This is a genomic window from Rhizobium sp. CRRU65 (assembly GCF_048551595.1).
GTDB classification, from domain to species: domain Bacteria; phylum Pseudomonadota; class Alphaproteobacteria; order Rhizobiales; family Rhizobiaceae; genus Rhizobium; species Rhizobium leguminosarum_J.
This window is the reverse complement of record NZ_JBLYZH010000025.1, coordinates 17,037-34,520: the sequence shown is the minus strand read 5'-3', so window position 1 is coordinate 34,520 and position 17,484 is coordinate 17,037. Positions and strand designations below refer to the sequence as shown.

Below are 17,484 nucleotides of genomic sequence, written 5' to 3'. Positions count from 1 at the left end.
GTCACAATCCGGACAAAACGTCGTCGAGCGTGGAAAGCATCAAATCGGCATTCTCCTTCGAAAATGGCATGGGTGGTCGGATCTTGGTCGCGCATTGATGCACCCCGATCTTGCCCATTAGGACGCCGCGCGCCCGCATGTCATTGATGACCTTCGTGGCGATGTCCGGCGCCGGGGTCTTTTTCTCACGGTCGAGAACCAGCTCCGCCCCGAAGAACAGGCCGCTGCCACGCACGTTGCCGATGACGTCATGTTTTTCGGACAGGCGTTTGAGGCCGTCTTGCGCATAGGCGCCGACGGCACGGGCGTTTTCCATCAGTCCTTCATCTTCGATCACGTCGAGAACCGCCAGGGCCGCAGCACAGGAAACCGGATTGCCGCCAAAGGTATTGAAATAGCGAAAGGCCTTGCGGAAGGCGTTCAGCGTGTCGGCATTGGCGACGACGCCGCCGACCGGATGGCCGTTGGCCATCGGCTTGCCGAGCGTCACCACGTCGGGCACGAAGCCTGCGCGCTGGTGGCCCCACATATGGCCGCCAGTGCGCCCGAAACCCGGCTGCACCTCGTCGGATATGACAAGCCCTCCCGCCTTGCGCACGGCGGTGATTGCCTTGTCGAGAAAGCCCGGCGACAGGTCGGGAAATCCCTCATTGGCAAAGAACGGGCAGATGATGAGCGCCGAAAAGCCGTGCGGGCTACTCTGCAGCGAGGCGATCGCTTTTTCCACTTCAGCGGCGAAAGCCTCCGCAAAGGCTTCGCCGGGCATACCACCCATCGGCCGATAGCTGTCGGGCGCCGGCACGTGGCGAACATGGCCGCCGAAACCGCCGACCGGGGGCATGCGGGTAGAGAGCTGCGACACGGCCGCGGTATTGCCGTGGTAGGTGTGGTTGGTCGCGATAACACCGGTCTTTCCCGTAACCGCCTGCGCCATACGCAACGCGATGTCGTTGGCTTCACTGCCGGTACAGGTCATGATCGCCGTATCGAGGCTCTTGTCGAATGTTGCCGTCAGCCGCTCGACATAGTCGAGGATGCCTTCATGCAGATAGCGCGTGTGGGTGTTCAGCGTCGACGCTTGCCGGGTGATCGCGTCGACCACGCGTGGGTGGCAGTGGCCGACGTGCGGCACATTGTTATAGCAATCGAGATATTTCCGGCCGTCGGCATCCCACAGCCAGACACCTTCTCCACGCACCAGTTGCACCGGTTCGTCATAAAAGGTGGACATGTTTCGGCCAAGAAGCCGCTGGCGGCGGGCGAGAAGTGCTGCGTTTTCCACCATGTCATTTGCCTCCCGCGGCAGCTGTCAGGCCTGCCTCGAGTGCGGCGAGGATCCGATCTACATCGGCCGTGGTGATGATAAGCGGCGGCGAGATGATGACGTTGGAGCCGGAGGTACGCACCATCACGCCGGCGTCGTAGGCCGCGTCTTGCAGGCGCTGGACCACATCCTTCGGCGCGCCGGTCTTTGCCGCGCGGTCCGTCACCAGTTCCAGCGCGCACATCAGCCCTTTGCCGCGCACGTCGCCGATCAGTTCGTGTTTTTCCTTCAGTCTGTTCAGACCGGTCAGCAGTTCGTTGCCGCGCGCGCCTGCATTGGCGGCCACGTTGAGGCGCTTGGTTTCCTTGAGCGTCGCCAGCGCCGCCGCTGCACCCACAGGGTGGCCGGAATAGGTGTAGCCATGGCCGATGGTGCCGACGGTGTTCTTGTTGGCCTCGAAGGCTTCCGCGATCTTGTCGGAGATCATTACGGCACCGAAGGGATAATAGCCGTTGGTAATCGCCTTGGCGGTCGACATCAGGTCGGGCTTGGTGCCCCAAAGGCGTGATCCCGTCCAGGCGCCGGTGCGGCCAAAGGCCGTGATGACCTCGTCGGCGATCAGAAGAATGCCATTCTTGTCGCAGATGGCACGCATCAGCGGCATGAAGGTTTCGTGCGGCACCATGATGCCGCCGGCACCCAGAACTGGCTCCATGATGAAGGCGGCGATGGTGTCGGCGCCCTGGAAGGCGATCTCGTCTTCGAACTGACGACCGATGGCCGCGGCGATTTCCGCCGGATCGTCGGTGCCGAAAGGATTGCGGTAGCCATAGGGAGCCGCCAGGTGCGAAACGCCCGGGAGCAGCGGCTCGTAGTTGCGACGGTTGTTGGCATTACCGTTGACGGACGCGCCGCCGAAATGGGTCCCATGATAGCCTTTCTTCAGCGCCACGAATTTGGTGCGCTCCGCCTGGCCATTGACCTTGTGGTACTGGCGGGCAAGCCGCAGGCAGGTCTCCACGGAATCCGAGCCGCCCGAGGTGAAGAAGGATCGGCTGAGGCCGTCTTCCTTGAACCACTCAGCCAGTTCGTAAGACAGTTCGATCAGCGGCGGATTGGTGGTGCCGCGAAAGGCGGAATAATAAGGGAGTTCCTCGAGCTGGTCACGGATGGCCTGTTTGATCGGATCGCAGGAATAGCCGAGGTTGACGTTCCAGAGCCCCCCGACGCCATCGAGCACCGTCTTGCCGTCGATATCAGTGATTTCAACACCGGAAGCCGCCCTGATGATGCGCGGCGGATTGGCCAACATGTCGGCCGGGTGCGCCATCGGGTGCCAGACATGACGGGCGTTGTTTTCGGTCAGAAAATTGGTTTCGCGCATATCGCAGTCCTCGTCGTTCAAAGTCCAAGCATGGAAAGGGCGCGGGCATAGCCGTCCGCGGGCCAGGTAACGTCGAAATGGACGTTGGGAAGCTTGACGACGTCGGCGCCCTCGATGTTCTTCAACTGATCGTCGACGAAGACGCAGGCTTCGCGCGGAAGCCCGACCTCGGCGATCACCTGTTCATAGGCGCGCGGATCCGGTTTCAGGATCTTGGTGTAGGTGGCATCGACGATGACGTCGAAGAGATCGATCAGCGGGAAACGCTTGCGAAATTCGACACCGTAGAAAAGATCGAGTTCATTCGAAAGGATGGCGAGCCGCAGGCCGGCGGCCTTGGCGCGGGTGATGGCGTCTGCCGCCTCCGGACGCAGCACGAGATCGGCATCGGCGCCGCGCGCCCGCTGGACGAAGGTCTTCATGTCGGTCCAATCCTCACCGACCAGCCGGCCGACTTCCGCGGTCCGTGTCATCCAGTAGTCGCGTTCGGTGATCTCACGGTTCTGCATCGATACCCAGAGTGGATCAGTCGTTGTATCGAACGGACCGCGCCAGGTGAGTGTGCCGGCGGCAAGGCCAAGCGCCCGCTCGGTGACGTCGTGCGTTTCGAACAGCGTGCGGGTGACGACGCCGCCGAAATCGAGGATGAGTGCGCGATCGCCTGTCATGGCCTGCCTTCCGGGATGATGCCCTGTGCAACCCACGCATCGAATACGGCAAGGGCCTTTGTGGAGAATTGGGGGGAGTTGATGTGGCCATCGACCTCATGCAAGTCGACGGATTGGGGGAGGGCTAGGCGCATCGCGTCGATAAAGGCTGAAAGGCCTACCGGATCATGCAATGGTTCGCCTGGCTGGTCCCATTCCTGTATGCCTTCGAGCGGCAGGATCAGGGCAACCGGCGCCTGTGCGCCGCCAAGTTTTTCTCCGATCAGCGCAGCCGTCGCCCGGCGTCCTTCCGGCGAGGTGGTGACGGAGCCGATCAGCCGGTTGTGTGCGTGATAAGGTCGGTCGGCAAGTGCCGCCGGCAGCGGCTGCCACGCGGGCAGGTCAACCATATCGACGGCGCCGGGTGCAACGATCTGCGGTATGCCTGCGCGGCCCGCATTTTCCATGCGGTCCGGACCAGAGGTGACCACGGTGCCATTCTGGTGGTTGACGACCTCCTGCATGCAGAAGTCGAACACCGCGGCAAAGCCTTTCTGCGCGGCAATCGCCTCGAAGGCCCGTCCGCCCATGCCGGTCGAGTGGAATACTGCGACCTCATAGCCGCGTTTTTCGAGTTCCGGCTTCAGGTGTTTCATGTATTTGAGGCAGGTGGAACCGAGTGAGGTCATTCCGATCAACGGCCGCTCCGCCTTGGGCTTCACGCAGGAACGGGCGGCTCCGACGACGGCACCGCAGGCCTGGGAAAGCACGGCGCGGCAGATATCGTTCAATCCGTAAAGTCCGCCGGCCCACAGTATCATCATCAAGTCCGGGGCGATGCGCTCCGGCGGCACGAGATGCGAATAGGCAATTGTCGAGACCACGAATTTGGGAACGCCGAGCGGCAGGGCAGCCGCCACGTCAAGCGCCAGGTCCGTGCCCATCGAGCCGCCGAGAACAATGATGCCATCCGCCTTTCCGGTCGCGTGCAACGTTCCGACGAGAGCCGCGGCGCCGGTTGACATCAGCCTCATGGCTGAATTTTCGTCGCCGCTGCCGATGATCGCTTCGATCGATGTTCCCGCCGATTTGGCGATGTCGTGCCGGGAGTAATCAGGCGTGTAAGGCGGATCTGACAGGATACTGACGTCGACCAAAATCGGTTTTGCGCCAGCATCGCGGATGATGCCCGCCATGAACTGAAGCTCGTCGGATTTGGTGTCGCCGGTTCCAATCAGAAGGATGCTGAGTGGACGTGATTGTTCTGGCGACGGCTCTGCTGGGCTCATTCAACCGGTCCTCTTTGTTTGCATTTTTGTTCCCGAAGGCCGCTCCGGCCCGTAGTATTTTTCTGAGATGCGTTTGGCTGTGTCGACGACGGCTGCGCCGAAGTTTGCCAGTGTGGCGGCGCGCGCGCGCGCCAGCGGCGCCGCGATGGTGATGGAGCCGATCGGTTGACCGGCCGGCGAAAGAATGGGAGCTCCGGTGCTGACGACGCCGACCTCGAGACCCTGGCTGCTGATCGAAAATCCGCGCGCGACCGTTTCGTCTATCATTTTGCGGACGGCGGCCGGATCGGTCACGGTGTGCTCGGTAAAAGCGTCCAGTGGCTGCAACAGGGCCGACTCGATGTATTTCTTATCGGAGAAAGCCAGATAGGCGAGGCCCGACGCCGTAGCGTGGAAAGGCAGGCGCGTGCCGATCTCGACGATGACCCGGTGCGCGCGCGGTGAGTCCTCGACGTGGATCGTTGAAAGTGTGCTGCCGCTGAATTCGGCGAGATGAACAGTTTCCTCAGACTTTTCAGCGAGCTCCCTTACGAAGGGGATGGCGACCCGCAGGAACGGATAACGCGCCTCGCGAATCCGCGCCAGGCGAACCGGCGCTGAACCGATCCGGTATCTGCGCGTGTCCGGATCCTGCTCAACGAAGCCATGCTTTTCCAATTCGACAAGCAGGCGGCGGGCCGTCGCCTTGTCGAGGTCGCAGAGACGGGCGATATCCGTCAATCCCGCTTCGTGGTTGAGTTGCGACAGGCTGTCCAGCAAGGACAGTGCTTTTCCGACGGTGCTCATGCGGTCTCCTCTTTTTGTCCGGTCGCCGTTCGATACCGGTTGGTGTTACGGGCACCTGTCTGGGTCATCATCGTCGATGTCCGGTCCTCCATGCCGGCCAAACTACTTAACATGCGAAATAACTTGACAGGTGTAGCCGTTATTTGCAAGTCTATATTTGAAGCAGTGGTTCAATATATGAACCATATGCGCTGACCTGCGCGCGGCCAAGAGCAAAAGAAAAAACGCGGCAGATTAGTCCGGTTCGAAATGACGGCGATTTGGGAGGACGCGTTTTCCCGGAGCGCAATCGGATAGTTGCAACAAGGGGAACTTGAGCAAAATGGACAATCAATTCTCAACAGGCGCAGGTGAAAACCAGCTGCGCAAGAACAGTCTCGGCGTCGGCGCCGTGACATTTCTGGTGGTTTCGGCCGCAGCGCCGCTGACGGCGGTCGCTGGCGGCGTGCCTCTGTCGATGATGCTCGGCAATGGGCCGGGCATCCCGCTGACCTTTCTGCTGGTCACGGCGATCCTCGTACTGTTTGCGGTCGGCTACGTCGCCATGGCGCGCCACATCCGCAATGCCGGTGCCTTTTATGCCTATACCGCCCAGGGTCTCGGCGGCATGATGGGCGGTGCAGCCGCCCTCATTGCCATCCTTGCCTACAATGCCATGCAGATTGGCGTTTTCGGTCTCTTCGGTGCGGCAACCGCAGGGTTCTTCGCGGGCATCGGCCTTGAATTCCCATGGTGGGTCTGGACCTATATCGGCATCGCCGTCGTCGCGGTCTTCGGCTATCGGCGCGTTGATCTGTCGGCTAAGATATTGACGGTCCTCGTCATTCTTGAATATGTCGTCGTGCTGGTCATCGACGCCGCTATCTTGCTCAAGGGCGGTGACAGCGGCATCTCAGCCGTACCCTTCACGCCCGCCGCCTTGATGAGCGGAACGCCGGCAATCGGCATTCTCTTCTGCTTTGCAGCGTTCATCGGCTTCGAAGCAACCACGATATACAGCGAGGAAGCCCGCGAGCCGCACAAGACCGTGCCGCGCGCGACCTATATCTCTGTCCTTATTATCGGCCTCTTCTACATGCTGAGCTCGTGGCTGATGGTCAACGGCGCCGGCGCCGATAAGCTCGTTCCCGAACTGCAGGGCCTCGCCGATCCTACGACCTTCCTCTTCGGCCTTGCCGAACGCTATGTCGGTCACTGGATCGTCCCGGTCATGAACGTACTCTTCATCACCAGCCTGTTTGCCGGCGTGCTCGCCTTCCACAATGGCGTCGCCCGCTACATGTATGTCGCCGGCCGCGAAGGTCTGCTGCCGAAGTCTGTTGGGGTCACCCACCCTGTCTTCCAGAGCCCGCATGTCGGTTCGGTGATCCAGACGATTGTTGCCGCTCTCGTCATCGCGCTCTTCGCCTTTACGGGGCAGGATCCCGTGCTTGCCCTCTTTTCGTGGCTCACCAATGTCGGCACGCTTGCCATCATTCTGCTGATGGCCTTCACCGCATTCGCCATCGTCGCCTTCTTCAGCCGCAATCCCGGCCTCGAGCGCAATGTTCTCGTGACCAAGATCTTGCCGGTGATCACCGGCATCATCCTGCTGGGTCTAGTCTACTATATCACGGTGAATTTCGGCGCGATCGCCGGCGCAAGCGGTGTGCTCGCGGTGCTTCTGCCGGGTCTGGTGGTGATTGCCGCCATTGTCGGCTTGATGGCAGCTGCCCGTTTGAAGTCGGAAGATGCTGCCGGTTTTGCCCGGCTCGGCGCCGGACAGGAAGCCTGACATATCTGGATCATGATGGCGGACGCCGGTCCGCCATCTCTTTCGTAAGGAGATTGAGATGCAGGACAAGATCGACCAACTCCGCTCGAGCGTCGTCTCGCCGCAATCGCTGTTCATTGGCGGCGAGTGGCGTACACCTTTAAGCGGCGCGACAATGGATGTCATCTCGCCGATCGACGGATCGAAATTGACGACTATCGGCGATGCCGGGGCGGCGGATGTCGATCTCGCCGTTAGGGCTGCGCGCACCGCTTTCGAGAACGGCGCGTGGTCGAAGGCAGCGCCCGGCGAGCGCAAGAAAATCCTGTTCCGGATCGCCGAACTGATCGAGCGTGATACGCTGGAATTGGCGGTTCTCGGCGTGCGCGACAACGGTACGGAAATCAGCATGGCCCTGAAAGCCGAGCCAGGCAGCGCCGCCGCCACCTTCCGCTATTACGCCGAAGCCCTCGACAAGGTCTACGGCGAAATTGCACCCACCTCCGAAAGCGTTCTCGGCCTCATTCACCGCGAGCCCGTCGGCGTCGTCGCCGCTATCGTGCCGTGGAATTTCCCAATGATGATCGGCGCCTGGAAGATCGCGCCGGCGCTGGCAGCCGGCAACTCCGTCGTGCTGAAGCCCGCCGAAGGCGCATCGCTCAGCCTTTTGAAACTGGCGGCACTGTGTGCTGAAGCCGGCCTGCCGGAGGGAGCGCTCAATGTCGTCACCGGCAGCGGCACGGTCGCCGGCGAGGCGATCGGCCTGCATGGCGATATCGATGTTCTCGTCTTCACCGGCTCCGGCGGCGTCGGCCGCCGGCTGCTCGAATATTCGGCGCGCTCCAACCTGAAGCGGGTCTATCTCGAACTGGGCGGCAAATCGCCCAACATCGTCTTCGCGGATGCGCCGGACCTCGAACAGGCCGCCAAGGTCTCGGCATTCGGCATCTTCAGAAACTCGGGACAGGTCTGCGTTGCCGGGTCGAGACTCCTGGTCGAGCGGTCGATCCACGAAGCCTTCGCAGAACGGATTTCAGCTATTGCCGCGAGGATAAAGGTTGGTGATCCGCTGTTGCTCTCGACGGAATCCGGCGCCATCTCCAGCGAGATACAGCTCGAGAAGGACCTCGGTTTCGCCGATCAGGCGTTGTCCGAAGGCGCAAGACTGAGAACCGGCGGCGGGCGCATTCTTCAAGACACCGGCGGTTTCTATATGCAGCCAACCGTGTTCGAGGTGACGCCGCAGATGACGCTGGCCAAAGAGGAGGTTTTCGGGCCGATCCTCTCCATCATTCCCTTCGATGACGAGACGGATGCGCTCAACATTGCCAATGCCACGCCTTATGGCCTCGCTTCAGCCGTTTGGACCAGCAACCTGTCTCGCGCCCATCGCATGGTGCGAGGGGTCAAGGCCGGCGTCGTCCACGTCAATACCTATGGCGGCGCCGACAACACCGTGCCGCTCGGCGGCATCCGCCAGTCGGGCAACGGCCACGACAAGTCGCTACACGCCATGGACAAGTATCACAATCTGAAGACGGCGTGGATCCAGCTCTAGCTTGGTCGAACACTATGCTGAGAGCAGGGGTCGCAGTTGAAATTTGGGACGCATCTGAAGTCAAAGCTCCCGCGCGCAGCCCATCCGCTGCCAGCAGCAACGCGGCTGACAGCGAATGCCTTCAACCTCCGAAGCTGCCAATTTGCGTCGGGACATGAACGTAATTCCGGTCAAAATACAGTAACGCGTTGCCATCGGGGCGGGATCGGATGCCGGCGATCCGCCCGATGAAAATGTGATGGCTGCCGACAAGTCTTGCCTCGGACAGCTCGCAATCAAACGAGACGATCGCATCCGCGAGAGCATCCGTACCTGAAGGCATTGCGACCCAATCCGCAGAGGCGTAACGCGCCTCCATATCGGCGGTTGCTCCGGCGAATTTCCCGGCTAGCTCTCTGTGGTCGTGACTTAATACGTTCACGCAGAACCGGTGGTTTTCCAGAAACAGGGCAGTTTGGGCGGATCGGCTATTCATGCAGACGAGCAGCGTCGGCGGCTCATCCGTGACGCTGCACATGGCCGTGGCGGTGAACCCGCCGCGACCGGCGGGACCATTGGTGGTGATGACGTTGACCGGCGCGCAAACGCGCGCCATGGCGTTGCGGAACTCGGTTTTGGAAAAGGCTTCCTCCATGGTCGCCTCCTATTCAGCAGCGGACTTGAACTGGTCTGCATTGCCGATCGGCGGCAACCAGGTGTCACCGGTCCAGCCGTTTTCGTCGTAGTCGCTCATGCAGGTATCGACCAAGGCCTCCATTTCGCGCAACCGTCCGCCACGCTCGGCCCCCTTCAGCACCTGAAGCCGGACTTCTTCCGGCGCGCCGGCATAGTTCAGCTCGTAGAGCGCATGCCGTCCGCCGAACTCGGTTCCGGTTGCGTCCCACAACAGCTTCATGATCTTGATGCGTTCGATATGGCCCATGTCGTTGGAGCCGCGCACATACTGGCCGAGATAGCGGTTGATCTCCGGATTGCCGAAATCCTTGGCCGAGGAAGGCAAATAGATCAATCCCGAGGCGACGACCTTGCGGACCGTCTCGATGACGCGAGGATAGGCTTCCGACATGAAGGTGCGATAGGCGAGAGCCGCCTCCAGATTGGGCAGCACTGCGCCGTTCGCCCAGGGGATCGGATTGTAGGCCATGGCGTTGGAGAAGCTCCAGAACATGTGGCGCAACGCGATGACTTCGCCAAGTGCTGCCTGATTGCCGCGGAAGGCATCGCCGCCGGTCGCCCGCAAAGCCTTGGCGAGCAGACCGGCCAGGAAGTCGAGTTTGACGGCGAAACGCGTGCAGCCCTGGAAGCAATAGCCGTGCATGAAGCCGGAAGCGGGATGGAAGGACAGGATCTTCGGCGCATCGCGCAGGACCAGCACATCCTCCCAGGGGATGAAGACGTTGTCCAGAACCAGGATGGCATCGTTCTCATCGAAGCGGGAAGAGAGCGGGTAGTCGAATGGCGTGCCGACACGATTTGCCGTTTCCTCATAGGAGACGCGGCAGAACATCTTGATGCCGGGCGCATTCATCGGGACGATGAACATCACCGACAGCGACGGGTCTTCCGTGACCGTCGCCGAGCTTTGCGCCAGGAAATTGTAGTGCGTCAAAGCGGAGGACGTCGCCACCACCTTGGCGCCCGAGACGTAGATGCCGGCGTCGGTTTCCTTGGTGATATGAACAAATACGTCTTTTACGGCATCCGCCGGCTTGTGGCGGTCGATCGGCGGGTTGACGATCGCGTGGTTCATGAAGAGAGCCGCTTCCTGGGCACGCTTGTGCCAGGCGAGTGCGTTGTCCTTGAAGGGACCGTACCAGTCGGCATTGGCGCCGAGCGTATTCATCAATGCTGCTTTGTAGTCGGCGGTTCGGCCCATCCATCCATAGGACATGCGGGCCCAGTCGGCGATCGCACCCTGTTGAGCGACGAGATCGGCGGAGGACTTTGCAACACGGAAATATTTGTGGGTGTAGCCCCCAGAGCCGGTGTCGGTGGGCGATGTCAACCGTTCCTTGGTCTTTTCCGCATGCAGCGCATCGTAAAGCCTGGCGAGCGAGCGGGCGGAATTGCGCATCGAGGGATGCGCGGTCACGTCCTTGACACGCTCACCATTGATGTACACCTCGCGCCCATCACGCAGGGATGCCAGATATTCTTCACCGGTGAAGGGCCGCTTGGTATCGGCCCGGAAATCTTCTGATCGCATGTCGTCCTCCCTTGATGTGAGACAAATGCTAGTCCTTGCGTTCGCTTTCCACCATGGACAGAATAGGGAAATCACTTGTACTTTTTACGGCGGCCAGCATGAACGACATCGTCCCAAGTTTCTTTGTCTACGGCGAACCGGATCGCCCTTTGGAGATCGGATTTCTTCATGTCGAAACGGTGATGGCGCGCGCAAATCTCCATTCCGGCCAGGTTCGAGCCCATAAGCATGATCGGATGATGCAGGTCACTTTCTGGACCAGCGGCAACGGATCCTATTTCATAGAAGATCAACGTTTGGACTTTTTGGCGCCTGCCGTCAGCTTTGTGCCGAGCGGCGTCATCCACGGCTTCAACGTCGATCCGCTTGTTTCAGACGCGGTCGTCGTGTCGATCGCAGACAGTCTGCTGCCGTCGATCGCCGGTCAGACGACGCTGCCGCTGGATCGCCCGGTGATGGTGACGGGGCAGGGCGCGGAAGCGTTCTGGGAGAGGCTTCGGCGGACTATGCAACTAATTCTGGAGGAGTACTCCGAGGGGAGAGGCCAGGCCGATACGATCCTTTCACCATTGGTTGCCGCCATGCTGACCCAGATCGGACGCCTGGCGTCCGACGCGCCGATGCTGGCACAATCGCCACAACGCCTGCTTGCTGGTGACCTTCGACGGCTGATCGACCGGCATTTTCGTGAGAACTGGCCGGTTGCGCGCTACGTTTCGAGCCTCGGCACCACGCCGCATCTTCTTGCCAAGGCCGGGCACATGGCTTTCGGCCAGGGCGTCAAGGACATGATCGCCGAGCGCCGCCTGCTCGAGGCCAAACGTCTGTTGCTTTTCACCATCCGATCGCTCGAGGACATAGCTTACGAGGTGGGCTTGAAGGATGCCGCTTATTTTTCGCGCTTTTTCCGCGCGCGGACCGGTATGCCGCCCAGTGAATGGCGGCGGCAAAACATAGCTGGTGAGAAGAGTCGGGATGACGGATTCTAGTTAACATGTGAAATATATTGACAGAGCGATCTATCTTCGACACTCTTTCAGTTTACCGGTCTCAGGTGTTGCCGCCTTTTTGCGCTTGTGGGAGAGTCGCGCGAGACGGACATGTCGTTGACTGACACTGTTGGGAGGCAGAGTTGGAGCTCTTGAACAATCAGGCCCTGATGCAACACGCATGGGCAACCGTTCCCTATGATCAATGGACCAGTGATCTCCAATCGATCTGCGGCAACTTCAATCCGAAAGCAATGGAGAGCGGCAAGGCCGTAACGGGGGCAGCCCGGCGTATCGATGTCTGCGGTATGGAGTTCGCCCATGTTTCCAATGATCTCGATCGCGTCCATCGAGATTGGGATGACATTCGCCGAGACGCCAACGAACACCTTTTTCTCATCGTGCAGCTCGAAGGGTCCTGTGGTCTCGAGCACGTCGGACTCCAGGCAGTCCTGGATGTCGGTGATTGCATTCTCGTCGACTCGACCCGGCCCACGACATTCCATTTCGGCGGGCAATTCAGCAATCATCTGTCGCTGCATTTGCCACGCCAGATCATGTATGCCGAAAGCCCGATCGATTTCGACATCGCCCGCAAACTCGAGGCCTTTGACCCGATGGCAATGATGCTGCGTGCGCTGGTGGCGAAGATCATGTCCAATTCGGCATCGGATGCCGCGTCCGCCAATCTGCGGCACCTGATGTTCAATGCGACGCGACAGGCCTTCGTCTCAAACGGCGACGCCATGTCCGCTCTCAACGACAGCGCTTCGCGGCGGCTGGAAATGGTCGACATACTGATCGACCGACACCTGACCGAGAGCGATCTCAGCGCCAAGTGGCTGGCGACACGGATCGGGGTATCCATCCGCACGTTGCAGCAGGATTTTCAAGGTATCGGCATGACCTGCACCACGGTCATCCGTGACAAGCGGTTGCGCCTGGTGCGCGAAAAGATTGCGCAGATCAAAGATCAAAGAAGCCCAAGGACGATCGCGGAAGTCGCCTATTCGGCCGGCTTCAATGATATTTCCTATTTCAATCGCAGCTTCAAGGATCTGTTCGACTGCGCGCCGACCGATCTGCTCAGGCCGGTGACATCAACCGCACAATAGTGCGGTTTGAATAGTTGATGAGCCGACGGCCTGTTGCGTTTGAAACCAAGTCGCGGCGCGCTCCTGCCCAAGACGGCTTTCTTCTGCCCCGTCATACTCCTTCCAAAGCTCAGGGAGGAGCCAATCGTGAAGCAGTACAGTCTGTTCATCGGCGGAGCACGCATCGAGACCGCAACCTATGCCGACGTTCGCAACCCATCGACCCGCGAAGTCGTCGGTCAGATGCCGCTGGCGACTCCGGCGGATCTCGATCATGCCGTTGCCGCAGCCTCAGTCGCCTTTCGCACTTGGAGCCAGGCGTCGGAAGAAGAGCGCCAGGCCGCCTGTCGCGCCATTGCCGAAAAGATTGCAGCCAATGGCGAGGAACTTGCACGCCTTTTGACGCTGGAGCAGGGCAAGCCTCTCAATGGTCTCGGTTCCCGGTTTGAAATTGGTGGTGCACTTGCGTGGACACGCCATACGGCAGAGCTGAATCTACCCATCGAAATTCTGCAGGACGACAATGAAGGACGTGTCGAATTGCATCGCAAGCCGATTGGCGTCGTCGGTTCGATCACACCCTGGAACTGGCCGGTGATGATCGCTTGCTGGCATATCGTGCCAGCGGTGCGCGCCGGCAATACGGTCATCATCAAGCCCTCGCCGCTGACGCCACTTTCGACAATCCGTCTTGTCGAGATCATGAATGAAGTGCTGCCGCCCGGCGTCGTCAATGTCATCACCGGCGAAAACAGCATTGGTGCAGCACTTTCCGCCCATGACGGCATCGCCAAGATGACCTTCACAGGCTCGACCGAGACCGGCAAGAAGGTCATGGCTTCGGCTGTCGCGACGTTGAAACGCCTGACGCTCGAGCTTGGCGGCAATGATGCCGGTATCGTTCTTCCCGATGCCGACCCTGCACAGATCGCCGAGGGCCTGTTCTGGGGAGCCTTCATCAACAACGGCCAGACCTGCGCAGCGCTGAAACGCCTTTATGTGCACGACAGCATCTATGAAGACGTCTGCGCACGGCTTGCCGACTACGCCGGCAGGATCGTGATCGGCGACGGCCTTGACGAAACCAGCATTCTTGGCCCGGTCCAGAACGAAATGCAGTTCAACAAAGTTCGCGAACTTGTCGATGATGCGCGCGCCAATGGCGGCCGAATTCTCGCCGGCGGCACGCCGATCGATCGGCCGGGTTACTTCTATCCGATCACGCTTGTTGCCGACGTCGACCATGGTGTTCGTCTCGTCGACGAAGAGCAGTTCGGGCCGGCACTGCCGATCATTCGTTACACCGATATCGATGAGGTCATCGCCCGCGCCAACACCAATCCCGCCGGGCTTGGCGGCTCTGTCTGGTCGGCGGACGCCGAAAAGGCCAAGCGCTATGCAATGCAGCTCGAATGCGGCTCGGTATGGATCAACAAGCACGGAACGATCCAGCCGAACGCCCCCTTCGGCGGCGTCAAACAATCGGGCATCGGTGTCGAGTTCGGCGCCGAAGGGCTGAAGGAATTCACCACAATCCAGACGGTGTTGAGCTGAGCCATGGCGAACTTCGACTATATCATCGTCGGTGGCGGATCGTCCGGCTGTGTGTTGGCAAACCGGCTCTCCGAGAACCCGGAAAATAAAGTCCTGCTGATCGAATCCGGTCGGCGCGACGCCGACCCCTGGATCCATGTTCCAGCCACCTTCTTTAAGGTTCTCGGCAAGGGTGTCGACATTCACCCCTATGCCTCCGAGCCGGAGAAGGGCCTCAACGGCCGCCCTTGCATTACCCCGCAGGGAAACGTGCTCGGCGGCGGCAGTTCCGTCAATGCGATGATCTACATCCGTGGCCACAGGAACGACTACGATACCTGGTCGCAGATGGGGTGTCACGGCTGGTCCTACGACGATGTGCTGCCGGCTTTCCGATCGCTTGAGAATAACGAGAGCCTCAGTGGCGAATTTCATGGCCGCAGCGGCGGCCTGCACGTCTCGAACCCTCGTCACCGCCATCCGCTGAGCGAAGCCTTCATTCAGGCAGCCAGGGAAGTCGGCATTCCGTATAATCCGGACTTCAACGGTGCGGACCAGGAAGGCGTCGGGTTCTACCAGAGTACGACTTACCGGGGGCGACGTTGGAGTTCCGCGCAGGCGTTCCTGCGCGACGCGGAGATAAGGCCGAACGTCACGGTCCTGACCGAACGCAAGGTCGCTCGCATCCTGTTCGAAGGCCGGCGGGCGACGGGTGTGACGTTGCAGGACGGCACCATATTCACCGCTTCCAAGGAAATCGCCCTGACGGCGGGGGCAATCGCGACACCCAAGATCCTGCAGCTTTCGGGCATTGGCGAGGCCGAGCATCTCCGATCTCACGGCATCAATGTGGTGGCCGACCTGCCGGGCGTCGGCGCAAACTATCAGGATCATCTTGAAGCGCCGGTTCAAGGCGAGACCCACGAGCCGATCTCCATCCTCGGGCATGACAGTGGGATTCGCGCCGCCGGACACATGGCGCGCTACCTGCTGTCGCATCGTGGTCTGCTTTCATCGAACGTCGTCGAATGCGGTGGTTTCGTCGATACGGCCGGCACCGGCCAGCCGGATGTTCAGTTCCATGTCCTGCCGGTTCTTGTGGGCTTCGTCGACCGCGATCCCGAACCCGGTCATGGTCTCAGCATCGGCCCCTGTTACCTTCGGCCGCGCTCGCGCGGCACCATTCGTCTCAGAAGCGCCGACCCGAATGACAGGGCGGAGTTCAACGCCAATCTCCTCTCGGACCCGGCTGACCTCGATACTCTGGTGCGCGGTGTCGAGACAGCCATCCGCATTCTGGATGCGCCAGCACTTGCGAAGCTTATCAAGCGACGCGTCCTGCCGAAACCGGGGGTCGAAAGTGATCCCGCGGCATTGCGCGACTACATCCGCCAGACCGCCAAGACCGTTTTCCATCCAGCGGGCACGGCGCGCATGGGGCGAGCAGACGATCCGATGGCGGTTGTCGGGGCCGATCTGAAGGTGCGCGGCGTCGAGGGTCTGAGGGTATGCGACGCGTCGGTGATGCCGACGCTGGTATCGGGCAACACCAATGCTCCGGTGATGATGATTGCAGCCCGCGCGGCCGCCTTCATGACAGGCAAGGCGATCGCTGGCTGAGGCAGAGATTCCACGATGGAAGACGTTCGCGGGGAGTGCGGACAATAACGGAAACTGGAGGAGGAAACGATGAGAATAGATATGAGGGGGCTAGTGGTCGGCCTCGGCCTGACGCTGCTTTCGGCGTTCAGTGCTCATGCCGCTGCATCCTGCGGCGACAATACCGGCAAAGCCGCGACCGGCGAACCGATTGTCATCGGTGCGATCACCGGCAAAACCGGTCCGGACGATTTTTCGAATTCGACCAGGGCCGCCAAGGCCTATTTCGACTGCTTGAACGCCAATGGCGGCATCAAGGGGCGGCCGGTCAAATATCTGGTCGAAGACGATCAGTGGAATCCTGAGACGGCCGCTCAGCTGGCCGCCAAGCTCGTCAACGACGAGAAGGCGGTGCTGATGGTCGGCAATTCGAGCTTTGTCGAATGTGGCGCAAACGCGGATTTCTACAAGAAATCCGGCATTGTCGTCGTCGCTGGCGTCGGCGTTCCTCGCGAATGCTTCTTTGCCGAAAACTACGCCGCGACGAATGCCGGACCGCGCGTCTCTACGCTGGGCGCCATGGGCTACGCATTGGATCAGCTCAAGGCAAAGTCGGTGGTCTGTATCGGTCCGAACATCCCGAATGTCGGTACATGGTCCTGCGACGGCATTAAGTCTCTGGCCAAGGAAAAAGGCTTCACGGCGGAAACGATCCTGATGGATCCCGGTACGGCTGACTCGACCTCGATCATCCTGCAGGCGGCGGCTTCCAAGCCTGATGTCATTATCCTCGGCCTTCCCAAGGGCGTCACAATCCCGCTTCTGACCGCGGCCGAAGAACAGGGGCTCAACCAGACCATCAAGTTCCTCAGTGCCGCATCGGCTTATGACCTTTCGGTGCCCGGTACAATTGGCGCAGGCTGGGATGGAAACTTCTACGTCAACATGGAGTTCAACGATCTCGAAGCCGCGACGCCCGACAATCAGAACTGGCTTGCCGTCATGGACAAATATGGCCAGCCTTCCGATCCGCGCGACACGTTCGCCCAGGCCGGATATCTTGCCGCCCGGATTGCCGAGAAGGCACTGATGTCACTTGATCCCAAGGACATCAGCCGTGAAAGCACCAGTGCCGCCATTCGGCAGGTCAAGGGCTTTGCCAGCGATATTTTCTGCGCGCCTTGGTATTTCGGCGATGGTCAGCCGCGCCACAATGCAAATTCAACGACGCGCATGGCAGTCAGCGAAGGCGGCAAGTGGAAGGTGATTTCCGATTGCGCGCCATCGCCTGATCCGGAGTTGGCCGACGTCCGCGCCTTTGAAAAGAGCGCCGGAATAGCTCCGTAAATTGAGGCATCACGCATCGTCCCGTGGTCCGAGCC

Annotated in this window: 14 protein-coding genes; 7 read left to right on the top strand and 7 right to left on the bottom strand. The window is 60.5% G+C overall.

The annotated features are described in order from the left end of the window. Window position 1: 1 nt before the first annotated feature. The 5 genes from ACM5SV_RS33855 to ACM5SV_RS33835 are packed head-to-tail and all read right to left on the bottom strand — an operon-like array spanning window position 2 to window position 5,370. Window positions 2–1,285 carry an aspartate aminotransferase family protein gene (locus ACM5SV_RS33855; protein WP_222005547.1) on the bottom strand — a complete coding sequence of 428 codons (1,284 nt, stop codon included), beginning with the start codon at window positions 1,283–1,285 and terminating at the stop codon, window positions 2–4. Between the two features lies 1 nt (window position 1,286). Next, window positions 1,287–2,648 carry an aspartate aminotransferase family protein gene (locus ACM5SV_RS33850; RefSeq protein ID WP_222005546.1) on the bottom strand — a complete coding sequence of 454 codons (1,362 nt, stop codon included), beginning with the start codon at window positions 2,646–2,648 and terminating at the stop codon, window positions 1,287–1,289. A 17-nt stretch (window positions 2,649–2,665) separates the two neighbouring features. Beyond that, window positions 2,666–3,316: an HAD family hydrolase gene (locus ACM5SV_RS33845; RefSeq protein ID WP_222018134.1), complete on the bottom strand. Its 651-nt coding sequence runs from the start codon at window positions 3,314–3,316 to the stop codon at window positions 2,666–2,668. Beyond that, on the bottom strand, window positions 3,313–4,584 hold the full coding sequence (locus tag ACM5SV_RS33840; RefSeq protein WP_113546800.1) for a Tm-1-like ATP-binding domain-containing protein: 1,272 nt from the start codon (window positions 4,582–4,584) through the stop codon (window positions 3,313–3,315). Before ACM5SV_RS33840 ends, ACM5SV_RS33845 begins: the two co-directional genes overlap by 4 nt. Next, complete coding sequence (locus ACM5SV_RS33835) at window positions 4,585–5,370, bottom strand: IclR family transcriptional regulator (RefSeq protein WP_221964928.1); 786 nt, start codon at window positions 5,368–5,370, stop codon at window positions 4,585–4,587. It lies immediately after the preceding gene. Window positions 5,371–5,692: 322 nt separating this feature from the next. Here ACM5SV_RS33835 and ACM5SV_RS33830 point away from each other — a divergent pair, with 322 nt between their 5' ends. Both ACM5SV_RS33830 and ACM5SV_RS33825 read left to right on the top strand, forming a co-directional pair. Next, window positions 5,693–7,144 (top strand): APC family permease, encoded by a 1,452-nt coding sequence (locus ACM5SV_RS33830; RefSeq protein WP_222018133.1) that lies wholly within the window; start codon window positions 5,693–5,695, stop codon window positions 7,142–7,144. 58 nt (window positions 7,145–7,202) lie between these two features. Then, a complete protein-coding gene (locus ACM5SV_RS33825; RefSeq protein WP_222018131.1) occupies window positions 7,203–8,681 on the top strand; it encodes an aldehyde dehydrogenase in 1,479 nt (492 codons plus the stop codon). A 121-nt stretch (window positions 8,682–8,802) separates the two neighbouring features. Here ACM5SV_RS33825 and ACM5SV_RS33820 read toward each other — a convergent pair whose 3' ends face one another. Both ACM5SV_RS33820 and ACM5SV_RS33815 read right to left on the bottom strand, forming a co-directional pair. Next, complete coding sequence (locus tag ACM5SV_RS33820) at window positions 8,803–9,315, bottom strand: flavin reductase (RefSeq protein WP_003550320.1); 513 nt, start codon at window positions 9,313–9,315, stop codon at window positions 8,803–8,805. Window positions 9,316–9,324: 9 nt separating this feature from the next. Further along, window positions 9,325–10,887, bottom strand: coding sequence for a 4-hydroxyphenylacetate 3-hydroxylase N-terminal domain-containing protein (locus tag ACM5SV_RS33815; RefSeq protein ID WP_128406066.1), 1,563 nt, complete (start codon window positions 10,885–10,887; stop codon window positions 9,325–9,327). 53 nt (window positions 10,888–10,940) lie between these two features. On the opposite strand from ACM5SV_RS33815, the gene ACM5SV_RS33810 reads away from it, so the two are divergent. The 5 genes from ACM5SV_RS33810 to ACM5SV_RS33790 all read left to right on the top strand — a co-directional run bounded on the left by ACM5SV_RS33810 (window position 10,941) and on the right by ACM5SV_RS33790 (window position 17,449). Then, on the top strand, window positions 10,941–11,876 hold the full coding sequence (locus ACM5SV_RS33810; protein WP_113546804.1) for a helix-turn-helix domain-containing protein: 936 nt from the start codon (window positions 10,941–10,943) through the stop codon (window positions 11,874–11,876). A 170-nt stretch (window positions 11,877–12,046) separates the two neighbouring features. After that, the gene (locus ACM5SV_RS33805; RefSeq protein WP_409565786.1) at window positions 12,047–12,991 is read left to right on the top strand and encodes a helix-turn-helix domain-containing protein; all 945 of its coding nucleotides are present in this window, start codon (window positions 12,047–12,049) and stop codon (window positions 12,989–12,991) included. A gap of 126 nt (window positions 12,992–13,117) precedes the next feature. Further along, on the top strand, window positions 13,118–14,524 hold the full coding sequence (locus tag ACM5SV_RS33800) for an aldehyde dehydrogenase family protein (RefSeq protein ID WP_113546806.1): 1,407 nt from the start codon (window positions 13,118–13,120) through the stop codon (window positions 14,522–14,524). Between the two features lie 3 nt (window positions 14,525–14,527). After that, window positions 14,528–16,123, top strand: a complete 1,596-nt coding sequence (locus ACM5SV_RS33795; RefSeq protein ID WP_128406065.1) for a GMC family oxidoreductase — start codon at window positions 14,528–14,530, stop codon at window positions 16,121–16,123. Window positions 16,124–16,192: 69 nt separating this feature from the next. Further along, entirely contained in the window at window positions 16,193–17,449 is a 1,257-nt protein-coding gene (locus tag ACM5SV_RS33790) for an ABC transporter substrate-binding protein (protein ID WP_113546808.1), read from the top strand. Window positions 17,450–17,484 lie beyond the last annotated feature (35 nt).